General features: G+C 69.6%; 12 protein-coding genes. 5 read left to right on the top strand and 7 right to left on the bottom strand.

The genetic code is table 11. The features are described 5' to 3' along the window. Positions 1-10: 10 nt before the first annotated feature. Positions 11-1,471: a class I adenylate-forming enzyme family protein gene (locus tag ACIA75_RS17465; protein WP_397104934.1), complete on the bottom strand. Its 1,461-nt coding sequence runs from the start codon at positions 1,469-1,471 to the stop codon at positions 11-13. A gap of 694 nt (positions 1,472-2,165) precedes the next feature. Next, positions 2,166-2,819, bottom strand: coding sequence for a fasciclin domain-containing protein (locus tag ACIA75_RS17460; protein WP_397104932.1), 654 nt, complete (start codon positions 2,817-2,819; stop codon positions 2,166-2,168). A gap of 240 nt (positions 2,820-3,059) precedes the next feature. On the opposite strand from ACIA75_RS17460, the gene ACIA75_RS17455 reads away from it, so the two are divergent. The 5 genes from ACIA75_RS17455 to ACIA75_RS17435 all read left to right on the top strand — a co-directional run bounded on the left by ACIA75_RS17455 (position 3,060) and on the right by ACIA75_RS17435 (position 8,288). Then, the gene (locus ACIA75_RS17455) at positions 3,060-3,557 is read left to right on the top strand and encodes a DUF6764 family protein (RefSeq protein ID WP_397104930.1); all 498 of its coding nucleotides are present in this window, start codon (positions 3,060-3,062) and stop codon (positions 3,555-3,557) included. Between the two features lie 105 nt (positions 3,558-3,662). Beyond that, complete coding sequence (locus ACIA75_RS17450; RefSeq protein WP_397104927.1) at positions 3,663-4,559, top strand: MerR family transcriptional regulator; 897 nt, start codon at positions 3,663-3,665, stop codon at positions 4,557-4,559. Positions 4,560-4,637: 78 nt separating this feature from the next. Further along, a complete protein-coding gene (locus ACIA75_RS17445) occupies positions 4,638-5,750 on the top strand; it encodes a polyprenyl synthetase family protein (protein ID WP_397104925.1) in 1,113 nt (370 codons plus the stop codon). A 16-nt stretch (positions 5,751-5,766) separates the two neighbouring features. Continuing rightward, positions 5,767-7,302: a phytoene desaturase family protein gene (crtI, locus tag ACIA75_RS17440; RefSeq protein ID WP_397104923.1), complete on the top strand. Its 1,536-nt coding sequence runs from the start codon at positions 5,767-5,769 to the stop codon at positions 7,300-7,302. Then, positions 7,299-8,288: a phytoene/squalene synthase family protein gene (locus tag ACIA75_RS17435; protein ID WP_397104921.1), complete on the top strand. Its 990-nt coding sequence runs from the start codon at positions 7,299-7,301 to the stop codon at positions 8,286-8,288. The genes crtI and ACIA75_RS17435 overlap by 4 nt, the downstream gene beginning before the upstream one ends. A 92-nt stretch (positions 8,289-8,380) precedes the next feature. Here ACIA75_RS17435 and ACIA75_RS17430 read toward each other — a convergent pair whose 3' ends face one another. From ACIA75_RS17430 to ACIA75_RS17410, 5 genes are all read right to left on the bottom strand, one after another. Then, positions 8,381-9,307: an SMP-30/gluconolactonase/LRE family protein gene (locus ACIA75_RS17430; protein WP_397104918.1), complete on the bottom strand. Its 927-nt coding sequence runs from the start codon at positions 9,305-9,307 to the stop codon at positions 8,381-8,383. Further along, positions 9,304-10,242: a sugar kinase gene (locus ACIA75_RS17425; RefSeq protein WP_397104915.1), complete on the bottom strand. Its 939-nt coding sequence runs from the start codon at positions 10,240-10,242 to the stop codon at positions 9,304-9,306. Before ACIA75_RS17425 ends, ACIA75_RS17430 begins: the two co-directional genes overlap by 4 nt. Positions 10,243-10,313: 71 nt before the next feature. Beyond that, complete coding sequence (locus ACIA75_RS17420) at positions 10,314-10,940, bottom strand: bifunctional 4-hydroxy-2-oxoglutarate aldolase/2-dehydro-3-deoxy-phosphogluconate aldolase (RefSeq protein WP_397104913.1); 627 nt, start codon at positions 10,938-10,940, stop codon at positions 10,314-10,316. 49 nt (positions 10,941-10,989) lie between these two features. Beyond that, complete coding sequence (gene dgoD / locus ACIA75_RS17415; RefSeq protein WP_397104910.1) at positions 10,990-12,138, bottom strand: galactonate dehydratase; 1,149 nt, start codon at positions 12,136-12,138, stop codon at positions 10,990-10,992. After that, positions 12,135-12,857, bottom strand: a complete 723-nt coding sequence (locus tag ACIA75_RS17410) for a FadR/GntR family transcriptional regulator (protein ID WP_397104908.1) — start codon at positions 12,855-12,857, stop codon at positions 12,135-12,137. The genes dgoD and ACIA75_RS17410 overlap by 4 nt, the downstream gene beginning before the upstream one ends. Positions 12,858-12,897: the final 40 nt, after the last annotated feature.

Here is a 12,897-nt window from a genome sequence, read left to right as displayed (position 1 = left end):
CCGGCGGTGCTCAGCCGCCTCGCGCTTCCACCATGGCCTTGCGATTCACCTTCGTCGCGGCACTGCGGGGGATCGCATCGACGACCTCGACTGTCTTGGGCACCTTGTACGCGGCCAGACGCCCTTTGGCGTAGGCGATGATGTCGTCGGAGGTGGGCGGGTCGGTGTGGTCGGCGGGTTCCAGGACGGCGTGCACCCGGCGCCCCCACTCCGGGTCGCGCAGGCCGATCACCACCACGTCGGCGACTTTCGGATGGTCGATGAGCGCGGCCTCCACCTCGGCCGGGAACACATTCGCGCCCCCGGAGATGATCAGATCCACCGCCCGGTCCTTCAGATACAGGTATCCCTCGTCGTCGAGGTAGCCCATATCGCCGGCGCTGCTGAAGCCGTCGGCGGTCGTGGCGGCGCGCGGCGCGTCACCGAGGTAGGTGTACGAACCCCCCACGGACGACCTCAGATACACGGTGCCGATCTCCCCCACGGGAAGTTCCTCACCCTCCTCGCCCAGGATGCGCAGTTCGGTGTCCCGAAATCCGCGGCCGACACTTCCCTCGTGGGTCAGCCACTCGTCACCGCGCAAGGCGGTGAGCCCGAAACCCTCGGTCATGCCGTACGCCATGAAAATTCGCTCCGGGCCGATCAGCTCGGCCCAGCGGCGTACCAGCGACGGCGGCATGGGCGCCGCGCCCTGGAGGAACCATTGCAGACTGGACAGGTCACGCCGGTCTATCCCGGGAACATCGGCGATGCGCTTCAGCATGGTCGGCGTCGCGGTGAACGTCGACACCCGATGCTGTTCGATGACGTCCACCACGCGCGCCGCCCCGAATTTCTCCAGGACAACGAGCCGGTCACCGGCCAGCAGGTTCAGCAGCGTCGAGAAACCATTCGTGTGATAGAGCGGCGCGAGCACCATGATCGTCTCGGGCCGCGGGATCGGCTGCCAGATTTCGGCGAACGGGGCCGCCCGCCACTCCTGGTAGATCCCCGGCTCCCCGGGCAGGATCACCTTCGGCGTACCGGTGGATCCGCTGCTGCAGATGCCGAAGCGTTGCGGGGCGACCGCATCCGGAAGATCGGGCACGGCGGACTCGGCGGTCGCCCGGATCCACGAGATATCCGATTCGTCGAGGTACACCTTCGCGTCGACGACTTCTCGCAACCAGGACAACTCCCAGTCCGGCAGATCCCAGCGGACCGGCACGGGGACGGCCCCGAGCTTCCACGCACCGAGCGCCCCGAGCATGAATTCCGGAGTGTTGCGCAATCCCAGGCCGAGCCGGTCCCCGACCGCCAGACCCCGCGCCGACAGAGCTGCTGCGACCTGCCCCGAGCGATCGTCCAGTTCCCGCCACGTGAACGCGGACTCCGTGCCATCGACCAGGACGAACCGCACTGCCGGATCGTTCGAATGATTCCGGGCCAGCTCGGCCAGCCGTCTCCCGTAACTCATCACTGGGCTGTTCATGGGACCGCCTTCCACCAAGTTGCCCGGGAAACCGGCCCCGAGCGACGGTTTCCGCTACTCACCGGCCGGGCGTGGCAACACATCGACATCAATGTCGATGTCAACGTCAGTATGCAGTGTTGACCGGCTCCATCCCAGTGGAATGCCTACCTCTCACCATCGACCACGCGCACACCGCTACGCCCGGGAACGGGTGCAACAAGTTGCCGACCAGCCACTGCGCGAGTGTGATCACGCCGGATTACCTCGACTACCTACTCCCGCTGATGGACGCCGGTTCCATGGCCGGTTTCGACAGAAGTTCTACGGGCTGGAGGCGACGGCGTTGCTCAGCTTCGATTCGTGCGGTCACTGCCCGTCCTGCCGGGCCGGACATCCCACGGAGTGCGAGGCGTCCGAAGCACACAATCTTCTCGGCCGCACGACCCCGAGGCCGTACAGGTCGTACAGTTCGGACTATCCCCATCCCGAGGGCATATTCGACCCGGTGACCTGGGTCGACGAGCTCGACGAGCTGGAGCTCGAGGACCGCAAGAAGATCATGGGAGCGACTCTCGCCCAACTCGTCGGTGTCGACCCACTGGCGAAGGCCGTCTGAGCCCGCCCGCGGCACCGAGTGCCGGCAAGGGTGCCGATTGCCTACCCGCAGTGAGGGCCCGGAGGATGACTCCGGGCCCTCGCCCAGGTGTAACGGTCAGGCGCCGCCGACGGTGGGCGGGATCAGCACGGTGTCGATGAGATAGACGGTGGCGTTGGCGGTTTGGACGCCGCCGCAGATGACCGAGGCGTCGTTGACCGTGATCTGGTCACCGGCGCGTGTGACGGTGAGGTCGGATCCTTCTGCGGTGCGCAGGGTTCCGGCCACCGCGTCCGGCGCCTGGCGGCCCGGGACGGCGTGGTAGGTCAAGATGGTGGTCAGCAGCGCCGAGTCGGTTTTCAGCGTTTCCAGGGTCGCGGGGTCGAGTGCGGCGAACGCGGAATCCACCGGCGCGAAGACGGTGAATTCACCGCTGTCGAGGGTATCGACCAGGTTCACCTCAGGGTTGAGCTGACCGGAAACCGCCGCGGTGAGGGTGGTCAGTAGCGGGTTGTTCGACGCGGCCACTGTCACCGGCTCCCGGGCCATCGAGTCGATGGATCCCGGCCCGTCCGGTACCTGCTGGGCGTAGTCGGCACACCCGGGTCCTACCGGTCCGGCCATGACGGCTTCCTCCTCCGGTGCCACCGGCACTGTGGTGTCCGATGCGGACGGTTCGGAGTTTGCGGTTTCCTCGGCGCATGCCGAGCCGGCGATCGCGATCGCCGACAGTGCGGCGATCAATGCCGCGGAGCTCTTGCGGATTCTCATATCGTGCCCCTTCTCGAAGGGCGGGGCGCCTTGCTGCCGATGGCTCAGATCGGGTCGTGCAATGGCGCTGGTCGAGCCTGCGGCTCCGGTGGGTCGTGCACCCCGCGGTTATTTCTATTGATGCATCGAGTTTGCATCATTCGAGGCGTACTGTGAAGGGGGTCATAGACGGAAATTTTCAGTTCGGCCGCCGGCCCTTTCCTCTCGGGGCGCGGCTTCGACACGATGGAGGAGACCGTCATGTTTCATATCACTACCGCACGCTCGCTGGGTTTGCTGGTGAGCGTGAGCGCGGCGACGATGTGGGCTTTCGTCGGGGGGCCGACAGCAGCGGCCGCGCCCCCCGCTTCCTGCCCGGCCCCGGGTGCCGCGGCCGTTCGAGCCGGAGACGCCGGCGCCGCCTGCTCCGCGACGAGCACTGCGGGTGGCGCCGCCGCGGCGTACGGGATCGACGGCACCGCCGGCGCGGAGGCGGCGGCCACGAGTTTGTCGCTGGCCATCGCACAGAACGGCGGCACCGCGACCTCGACGTCACAGTTCCTCTCCGGGCCCGCGGCGATCGCGGTCGGGCCTGGCGCCCGGGCGACCACGACCGGGGTGCGGCCCGGGCTGTCCATCGGCATCGCCGGGCCCGGCGCGTCGGTGACCGTCACCGGGACGTCGGCGCCGACCTGCACGGGCGGTCCCGGATTCGCCGGGGATTTCCAGACCTTGCAGGGGTGTGTGTCCATGCGCTGAGCGGGGCCGCGCCCGCACGGGCGCAGCCGGTCGTCTTCGGCGGGCAAGGCACTTTCCCGGCCTCGCCTCGCTTCCTGTTCGGTGGACCGCGAAAGAGGTGCGCAGGTGCCCGCACGTGAGGGTGATGTCCCGGGCGAGGATTCGGTGGCAGGATTCACCGTCAGCGCCGTGGCGCGGACCCTGGGGATCCCGGTCGCGACCTTGCGCAGCTGGAATCAGCGCTACGATCTGGGCCCTTCGGGTCACAACCCGGGCCGGCACCGGTACTACACCTCCAGTGACGTAGCGATGCTGGGCCGTATGGTCGACCTGGTCGGCGCCGGGGTCAGTCCGGTCAATGCGGCGAAGGCGGTGCGCGGGGCCGCGGTGGCCGCCTCGGACCCCGTTCTCGGCGACGTGGAGCCGGTACTGGCGGCCGCCGACCTCCTCGACGCCGCCGAATTGCTGGCGCTGTTCACCACTCATTTCGCACACTTCGGGGTGGTGCGAACCTGGAACCGGTTGTGCCGGCCCGCATTCGCCGACATCGTCGACCGCCAGGCCCACGAAACAGAGTTGGTCGACGTGGAGCACGTGATGTCCTGGGCGATCACCGCCGGCCTGCATCGCACCGCGCCGCCGCTGCGCGCCGCGGCCGGGCTCGTGCCGATATTGCTGGCCTGCACCGCGGGCGAGGACCATGTGCTGCCACTGGAGATGCTACGCGCGGCACTGGCCGAGGCCGGTATTCCCGCGGTACTGCTCGGCGCCGCGGTGCCCGCCGACGCATTGGCTGCCGCCATCGCCCGGCAACCGCGCCGCCCGGTGGTGGTGCTGTGGTCGCAGACCCGGCACACCGCCTCCCCCGTGCCGATCCCGGCCGGCAGCCGGCTGCCGGCGAAAGTGTTGCTGGCCGGTCCCGGTTGGATCCGCCCCGCAGCCGAGGTCTACCCCGGAGCGCAGCGGATCGACTCGCTCGAAGACGCCCTGGGCGACCTCGTCCGCGCTGCACATTCACTCTGAGCAATGCATCGCTTATGCATCGCTTTTGGAGTACGGTGGGGAGCAACACTCGTCACCGATCGGAGCCGAGGAGCGCTCATGGACGCAGACATCGCGGAGCTCACCCGATCACGCCCCGGGCCGCCACGAACTACCCGGGCCGAGCAGGTGGTGCCGGAGTGGCATGACCGGCTCCGGGCGCGAGTGCTTGCCGAGCTCGACGAGTTCCTGAAAGGCCAGCACCTCGACGTGGCCGGAATCGCCGTGGATCAGGTCCTGTGGCAGTACACCGGTCGCGGAAAATGCGTGCGGCCGGCCTTCATGTATTCGGGATGGTTGTGTGGCGCCGAGGACGACGCCGCGGCGCTGCGGGCCAGCGCGGCGACCGAATTACTGCATGCGTTCGCGCTGCTGCAGGACGATGTGATGGACGAAGCCGCCGTGCGCCGCGGCGAACCCGCGGCGCATGTGCGGCTGGCCGATCAGCATCGCGGCCGCGGGGCCCCGGGGTGCGCGCGACGTTTCGGGGAGTCGGCGGCCACCTTGCTCGGTGATCTGTGCCTGGTCTGGTCGGAGCAGATGCTGCGCGACAGCGGTGTGCCCGCGCCGGCGCTGTCCCGGGTGTGGCCGCACTACGACAGGATGCGCATCGAGCTGGCACTGGGCCAATTCGCCGATCTGGGCAACGATATCCGGACGCTGCCGTCGCTGGAATCAGTGCTGGCGATCGCCCGGGCCAAATCCGGTGACTACACGGTGAAATGGCCCCTGATCATGGGTGCGTCCATGGCGGGCTGCGGCGAACAGGTCTGTGCAGGGCTGGCCGAATACGGGCGCCTGATCGGGGAGGCATTCCAGCTGCGCGACGATGTACTCGGTGTCTACGGTCTGCCCGAGGTCACCGGCAAGCCCGGCGACACCGATATCGCCGCACACAAGGCGACCACCCTGCTCGTGGCCGCAGTGGAGATGGCCGGCCCGCGGCTGCGCGGCGAACTGCGTTCTCTCCTGGAAGCGCCGGCGCTGGATGAGTCGGCAGTCCGGCGAGTCCGTTCGCTGATCACCGCCACCGGCGCACCCGCACGGATCGAGTCGATGATCAGCGAACGTGTCACCGCCGCGCGTCGGGTCATCACCGATGCGCCGCTACCCGCGCAGCAGCGCACAGTGCTGGACGGCCTGGCCACCCGATGCACGACTCGCCGATTCTGAGGACAAGGAGCAGACGATGCGTCAGGTAACCGGTCGCGCCGGGCATATCGTGGTGATCGGCGCGGGATTGGCCGGGCTCTCGGCCGCGATCCACTTGGCGGGGCGCGGCCGAGCGGTCACCGTTCTGGAACGCGACACCGTACCCGGGGGTCGCGCCGGCCGCGCCGATATCGGCGGCTGCCGGCTCGATCTGGGGCCGACAGTGCTGACGATGCCGGATCTGGTCGACGAAGTGTTCGCCGCCGTCGGCGAGAACACCGACGATCACCTGCGGCTGGTCCCGGTCGACCCGTCGTACCGAGCCCGCTTCGCCGACGGCCGCGAACTGGACGTGCACACCGGCGCCGACCGGATGAGCAGCGCGATAGCCGATTTCGCCGGGCCGCGGGAGGCAGCGGGCTACCGGAAACTACGGCGATGGCTGACCCGCCTCTACGACACCGAGTTCGAACGGTTCATCGCCACCAACATCGATTCCCCGGCCTCGCTGCTGACCCCGGATACGGCACGGCTGATCATGGCGGGCGGGCTACGACGCTGGGACCGCGCGGTCGCCGACCACCTGCACGACCCGGATGTCCGCAGACTGTTCACCTTCCAATCCCTCTACGCCGGGGTCGCACCCGCGCGGGCACTGGCCGCCTACGCCGTGATCGCCTACATGGACACCATCCGAGGTGTGTTCTTCCCCCTCGGCGGTATGCGGGCGCTGCCCGACGCCCTCGCCACTGTCGCCACCCGGGCCGGGGTGGACATCCGATACGGGACCACCGTGGCCTCGGCACAACGATCGGGCTCCCGAGTCCGAGCCGTCACCACCGCCGACGGCCGGCGCATCGACTGCGACGCACTGGTTTCGACCGCCGAACTGCACCACACCTACGAACTGCTCACTCACCGGTCACGGCGCCCGCAACGACCGATCCCCGCACCGTCGGCAGTCGTCGTGCATGTCAGCTGCGACCCCGCCCCGCGGCTCGCGCACCACTCGCTGCTGTTCGGCCGCGCCTGGAACGAGACCTTCGACGACCTCCTCACCGACGGCCGGCCCATGCGCGACCCGTCGCTGCTGCTCACCCGCCCCACCGCAACCGACTCCACCCTCGCCCCGCCCGGCCGTGACCTGATCTCGGTGCTGGCCCCCGCCCCGAACCTGGCCAGGGCGCCGATCGACTGGGACCGATACGGGCCCGACTACACCGAGGAAATACTCGCCACGGTCAACCGTCGCCTACCCACCCCGCTGACCGGCGTAGAGGTGCTGCACGTGCGCACCCCGGCGGACTGGGCCCGCCAAGGCATGCTCGCCGGCAGCCCATTCGCCTTGGCGCACACCCTGTCCCAAACCGGACCGCTGCGACCGGCCAACATGATCCGCGGCCTGGACAACGTCGTCCTCGCCGGCAGCTCCACCGTTCCCGGAGTGGGCATACCACCCGTGCTCGTATCCGGACGCCTCGCTGCCGATCGCATCACCGGCACTGTTACCGCCCGGACAGCCCTCGCCGCCGAGCCACTCCTCACCCATACATACCGGAGCCCGACACCATGACCCGCCGCGAACTCGACGCCGCGAAAATCTTCGACCCGGCACTGCGACAGTCCTACACCGCATGCCGCACCCTCAACGCCCGCCACGGCCGGACGTTCTTCCTCGCCACCCGGCTGCTCGCACCCGACCAGCGCCCCGCCGTCCACGCCCTCTACGGCTTCGCCCGCCGCGCGGACGATATCCTCGACACCCTCGCCCCCGCGATCAGCGTCGCCGACCGCGCCGCACACCTGGACACCCTGCAACAGCAGTTCCGCACCCGCGACGTCGCCGCCGACCCGGTTCTGGCCGCCGTCGCGCACACCGCCGGTATCCACGGAATTCCCGCCGAGTTGTTCGACGCGTTCTTCACTTCCATGCGCATGGACCTGACCGTCACCGACTATCCGAACCGGGCCGCGCTCGACCGCTACGTCCACGGGTCCGCCGAGGTCATCGGCCTGCAAGTCCTGCCCGTACTCGGCACCGTGGTGCCGCGGGAGGAAGCCGCGCCCTACGCTGCCGCGCTCGGCTACGCCTTCCAGCTCACCAACTTCCTGCGTGATATCGACGAAGATCTCGCCCGCGGCCGGATCTACCTGCCGGCCGACGAGCTCGCCGCCCACGGTGTGGACCGGGAACTGCTGCAGTGGTGCCGGGCCCATCGCCGCACCGATACCCGTGTCCGCCGCGCCCTGGCCCACCAGCACGCCCTCGTCCGGGACCACTACGCCTACGCCGAGCGCGGGATCGCGACGCTGCACCCGCGATCACGTGCGTGCGTCACGACCGCGCTGATCCTGTACTCGGAAATTCTCGACCGCATCGAAGACAGCGACTTCGCCGTCTTCACCCACCGCGCCCAGGTTTCCCTGACCCGCCGCCTCACTGTCGGGACCGGCGGGCTGGTCAGCTCCTGGCGGGCACGCCGGAACCCCGCCCCTGGCCTGCCGTCCGTTCGGCCCCACCCGTCCCCGACCGCCCGGACCGGTAACCAGAAGGCGTGACGCCGGCCGTGCCGGGAACCCCTCCCGCCGCAGCAACGGGTGCCCACCCTCGCGCACCGACCACCCGCACAGATTTCGTGACTCCGGCTGTCTCACACCCCGAAGTGTGCCGTCGGCAGGCCCGCAACGGTCGTCGAAGCGACCAGGGTGGCACCGTCGAACGGCCCCGGTTCGGTCAGCCCGTGGGTCGCGGTGGTGACCAGAATCCGGTGTGGTGCGCGGGCACTGAACGCGATGCTCGTCGGCTGCGCTGCCGGTACGGGCACCACGTCGATCAGCTCGCCGTCGGGGCTGTACCGGTGCAGCCGGTGGCCACCCCACAGCGCCGACCAGACATTTCCGTCCGCGTCGACGGTCATGCCGTCGGGACTCGCGTCGTCGACCGTGGTGAAGACCTCCGCGGGCCCATCGATTCCGCCATCCTTCCCCACCCGGTACCGCAGGATCACCCCGCGCGCACTGTCGGCGAGGTACATGGTGGCGCCGTCGGGGCTGAACGCCGGTCCGTTGGGGATCGTGAGCCCGTCGAGAACCACCTGGACGCAGCCGTCGGGGTCGACCCGCACCAGCCGCCCGGCGCCGGGGGTGCCGTCGTAGGGCATGGCGCCGGCCCAGAACCGCCCGTGGGGGTCGGCGACACCGTCGTTCATTCGCATCGGCACCGGGGGGTCGCCGAAAGGCCGTGCCAGCCATTCGATTTCAACGGCGGCGGCCGAGTCTGCATCGTCCGGAATGCCGAGCAGCGCGATCCCGGTGCCGGCCGCCGCGATCCAGCCGCCGCCGGCACGTGGCGCGACGGCACCGAGCGGGACGTCGAGCCTCAATCGCTCACTCGCCGAATCAGCCTCGGTCCCGAGGGACGGATTGCCGCCGGTTCCGATGGAGGGCCTGCCGTCGGTCTCCAGCAGGACTCCCGCGAGCAGGTCGACGAACACGAATCCGTCGTCCGTCGCCCGCGCGCCCTCGCCGAGTTCGTGCCGCACCGCGCCGAGCGCGGTCCACTCGCCCACTTTGTTCATCGCAGTGCCGCCCCGGAGGTCGCCGCGATCAGGGACAGCTCGTCGCGGTTCGGCAACCCTTCCCAGTCCCCTCGGCTCGACACCGCGAACGCGCCGAGGGTGTTTCCGCGCGCGAGCCGCTCGGCGATATCGCCGCCGTCGAGCAGCGCGGAGAGGTATCCCGCGGTGAAGGCGTCGCCGGCGCCGATCGAGTCGACGACACTCACCCGGTGCCCCGGAGCGGTGGTGATGCCTGCACCGGTGTGCGCCGCCGCGCCGTCGGCGCCGAGCTTGACCACCACCTCCGATACCCCGCAGTCGATGAGCTCGGCGGGATCACGTGCGACGAGACCGAGTTCGTCCTCGGAGGCGACGACGATGTCCGCGGCGCGGGCCAGCGGCCGGAGTGCGGACGCGGCGATCTCCGAATCCCACAGCCGAGAACGGAAATTCACGTCGAAGGAGACCAGCGCGCCGCCGTCGCGGGCGATGCGCACGGCCTCGGTGACGGCCTCGGCGGCACTGACGGACAGGGCCGGTGTCACCCCGGTGACATGCAGGATCCGAGGTATTTCCGTCAGTGCCGCAACGGAATCCACCGGACCGACCCGGGCGCCCGCGGAGTCGCGGCGGTGGTATTCGACGCGGGTCACGTCCGGCAGCCGCTGCTCGAACAGCACCAGGCCGGTGGCGCGTTCGGTGTCACGGGAGACGGTGTCGACAAGGACGTTCTCCGCGCGCAGGGTGCGCAGCACCAGTTCACCGGACTCGTCGGCGCCCAGCCTGCCACCCCAGCGCACCCGGTGCCCGAGGCGAGAAAGGCCGATCGCCACGTTGGACTCCGCACCCGCGACAGCCAGCGTGGCGTCACCACCGAACCGGATCCGATCCGCGACACGCACCGCGACCATCGTTTCGCCGACGGTGACGACGTCGAGCGGGCCTGACCCGCTCATGCTGTGTCTATCGGGCACGAGCGGGGGCCCTGCGTGGTGACGCTTCGCTACCGCCTCCGGGCCTGACCCGCTCATGCCCGGTCCCGCACGGCCTCTAGGAAGGATCGCGCCCGCAAGCGCAGCGCGTCCAGGTCGCCGCCGTTGGGGGCGTCGCCGCTCAGCGGACTCGCGACGCCGACCGCGATCGCACCGTTGGCCAGGTACGCGGGCACGGTGTCCGCGCCGACACCGCCGACCGGGATCAGCGGGATATCGGGGAACGGTGCGCGCAGATCCTTGAAGTAACCGGGTCCCATCGTGGACGCGGGGAAGATCTTCACCGCGTCCGCACCGAGCCCGGCCGCGGTGACGATCTCGGTGGGGGTGAGGGCACCGCAGAGCACCGGGAGGCCGGCATCGATCGCCGCGGGCACCGAAGGTGCCAGGCCCGGGGTGACGACGTAGGTAGCGCCGGCGTCCCGTACCCGGATCACGTCGTCGGGTGTCAGGATGGTGCCCGCGCCGAGCTGGATCCGTCCGTCCAGCCTGGTCGCGATCGCCTCGATCACCCGCAGCGCGTCGGCGGAGGTGAGCGAAACCTCGAACAGCCGGACACCCTCGTCGGCGAGAGCCAGTGCGGTGTCGATCGACGCGGCGGCGTCGGTGCCACGAATAATGCTGAGGAGCCGGTGTTCACGCAGGTCGTCGAGCAGGGTCATCAGATGCCTCGATTTCGTCGGTTCTCATATCGTCGGCTGTCACCAGGGGTCACCATTCGGCGAACGACCCGTCGGGGTGATGCCAGATCGGCCCGTGCCAGCTGGTGGCGACCGCGTCGGCCGCGCGGACCGCGGCCTCGTCGATCGTGACCCCGAGCCCCGGAGCGTCCCACCGCTCGATATGCCCGTCGGCGAACCGGAACGGGGAGCGGTCGAGGACATAGTCGAGCAGCTCGGCACTGCCCTCGTTGTAGTGGATGCCGATGGACTGTTCCTGCAGCAGGAAGTTCGGGGTCGCGAGCGCGACCTGCAGACTGGCCGCCAGCGCCAGCGGGCCGAGCGGGCAGTGCGGGGCGAGCAGCGCGCCGAACGTTTCGGCCAGGGTGGCGATGCGCCGGACCTCGGAGATACCGCCGGCATGCGAGAGGTCCGGTTGCACGATCGCGACGCCCGACTCGAGCACGGGCAGGAATTCGGTGCGCGAGTAGAGGCGTTCGCCGGTCGCGATCGGCACGGTGGTCGACTCCACCACATCCCGCAACCGGTGGCTCAGTTCCGGCAGGACCGGTTCCTCGACGAACAGCGGCCGCATGGGTGCGAGCATCGACACGAGCCGGCGCGCGTCCGCAACGCCCACGCGGCCGTGGAAGTCGACCGCGATATCGTTCCGGTCGCCGATCGCGTCCCGGACCTTGCCGACGCGCGCGACGACGCCGTCCAGTTCGGCGGACGTCGCCAACCGGCCGAACCGTCCGCACGCGTTCATCTTCAGCGCCGTCAGACCGGCCTCGATCTGGGCATGGGCGGCGTCGGCGACTTCGTTCGGTTCGTCGCCGCCGACCCACCCGTACACGCGGACCCGGTCGCGCACCGCGCCACCGAGTAACTGGTGCACCGGCACGCCCAGCGATTTGCCGAGGATGTCCCACAGCGCTTGGTCGATGCCGGCGACAGCGCTCGAAAGCACCGGGCCGCCCCGGTAGAAGCCGCCCTTGGTCAGGACTTGCCAGTGCGCCTCGACAGTGCGCGGATCCTTCCCGATGAGCAGTTCGGCGAGTTCGTGGACCGCGGCGCGGACCGTATCGGACCGGCCCTCGACCACCGGCTCGCCCCAGCCCACGATGCCGGCATCGGTGTCGATACGGCAGAACAGCCAGCGTGGGGCGACTGCGAAGGTATCGATAGCGGTGATCTTCACCCGGATTCCTTACTGTCGAGAAGATTGAGCACGCGCGAGAGGTCGTCCGCGGACTTGTCGAGCAGGGCCCGGGTCGACGCCACCGCGGCCGTGGGGTCGCCCGCCCGGATAGCATCGACGACCGCACGGTGACTCGGCACCGGGTCGTCGGTGGTGTGGTTGTGCACGAGGGAATCCCGGACCATCAGCGCCGGTTCGACGAGCACGTTCATACTGGCCAGCATCTCGTTGTGGGCGGCCCGCAGCAGCAGCCCGTGCCAGGCCAGGTCCGCGGCCGCGGCCTGCTGCGCGGTGCCCGTCGCGGCGGCGGAGGCCATGTCGGCGAGGGCCCGCTCGAAGTCTGCGAGGTCCTCGTCGGTGCGGCGCAGCGCGGCCAGCCCCGCGGCGGAGGGTTCGATGATCGCCCGCACCTCGGCGAGTTCGTCGAGCATCGCGGACGCGTCGCCGGCGGAGTGCCGCCAGCGGATCACATCACTGTCGAGTACGTTCCACTCGGCTCGTTCCCGGACGAAGGTCCCGCGGCGCTGCCGGGAATCGACCAGGCCCTTGGCCGCGAGCACCTTGATCGCCTCGCGCAGCGCGGTCAGCGACAGGTCCATCCGCGCGCCGAGCTCCCGCAGATCGAGGACCTCACCGGGCGCCATGGTGCCGTCCACGATCCGGGAACCGAGCAGTTCCACCGTCGTACCGTGGACGCCGCGTCCCGCATAGCCTGTCATCTGTTGCCTCGACTCCGCTTTCCGTGAATATGTGTCACAC

The sequence above is a fragment of the Nocardia sp. NPDC051750 genome (assembly GCF_044453135.1).
GTDB lineage: Bacteria > Actinomycetota > Actinomycetes > Mycobacteriales > Mycobacteriaceae > Nocardia.
This window is presented reverse-complemented; position numbering and strand designations above follow the sequence as displayed.

Excerpts from the sequence above, each read along its gene's own strand:
- ACIA75_RS17465 (WP_397104934.1), bottom strand. The coding sequence starts at position 1,471 with ATGAACAGCCCAGTGATGAGTTACGGGAGACGGCTGGCCGAGCTGGCC.
- ACIA75_RS17460 (WP_397104932.1), bottom strand. The coding sequence starts at position 2,819 with ATGAGAATCCGCAAGAGCTCCGCGGCATTGATCGCCGCACTGTCGGCG.
- ACIA75_RS17455 (WP_397104930.1), top strand. The coding sequence starts at position 3,060 with ATGTTTCATATCACTACCGCACGCTCGCTGGGTTTGCTGGTGAGCGTG.
- ACIA75_RS17445 (WP_397104925.1), top strand. The coding sequence starts at position 4,638 with ATGGACGCAGACATCGCGGAGCTCACCCGATCACGCCCCGGGCCGCCA.
- crtI (WP_397104923.1), top strand. The coding sequence starts at position 5,767 with ATGCGTCAGGTAACCGGTCGCGCCGGGCATATCGTGGTGATCGGCGCG.
- ACIA75_RS17435 (WP_397104921.1), top strand. The coding sequence starts at position 7,299 with ATGACCCGCCGCGAACTCGACGCCGCGAAAATCTTCGACCCGGCACTG.
- ACIA75_RS17430 (WP_397104918.1), bottom strand. The coding sequence starts at position 9,307 with ATGAACAAAGTGGGCGAGTGGACCGCGCTCGGCGCGGTGCGGCACGAA.
- ACIA75_RS17425 (WP_397104915.1), bottom strand. The coding sequence starts at position 10,242 with ATGAGCGGGTCAGGCCCGCTCGACGTCGTCACCGTCGGCGAAACGATG.
- ACIA75_RS17420 (WP_397104913.1), bottom strand. The coding sequence starts at position 10,940 with ATGACCCTGCTCGACGACCTGCGTGAACACCGGCTCCTCAGCATTATT.
- ACIA75_RS17410 (WP_397104908.1), bottom strand. The coding sequence starts at position 12,857 with ATGACAGGCTATGCGGGACGCGGCGTCCACGGTACGACGGTGGAACTG.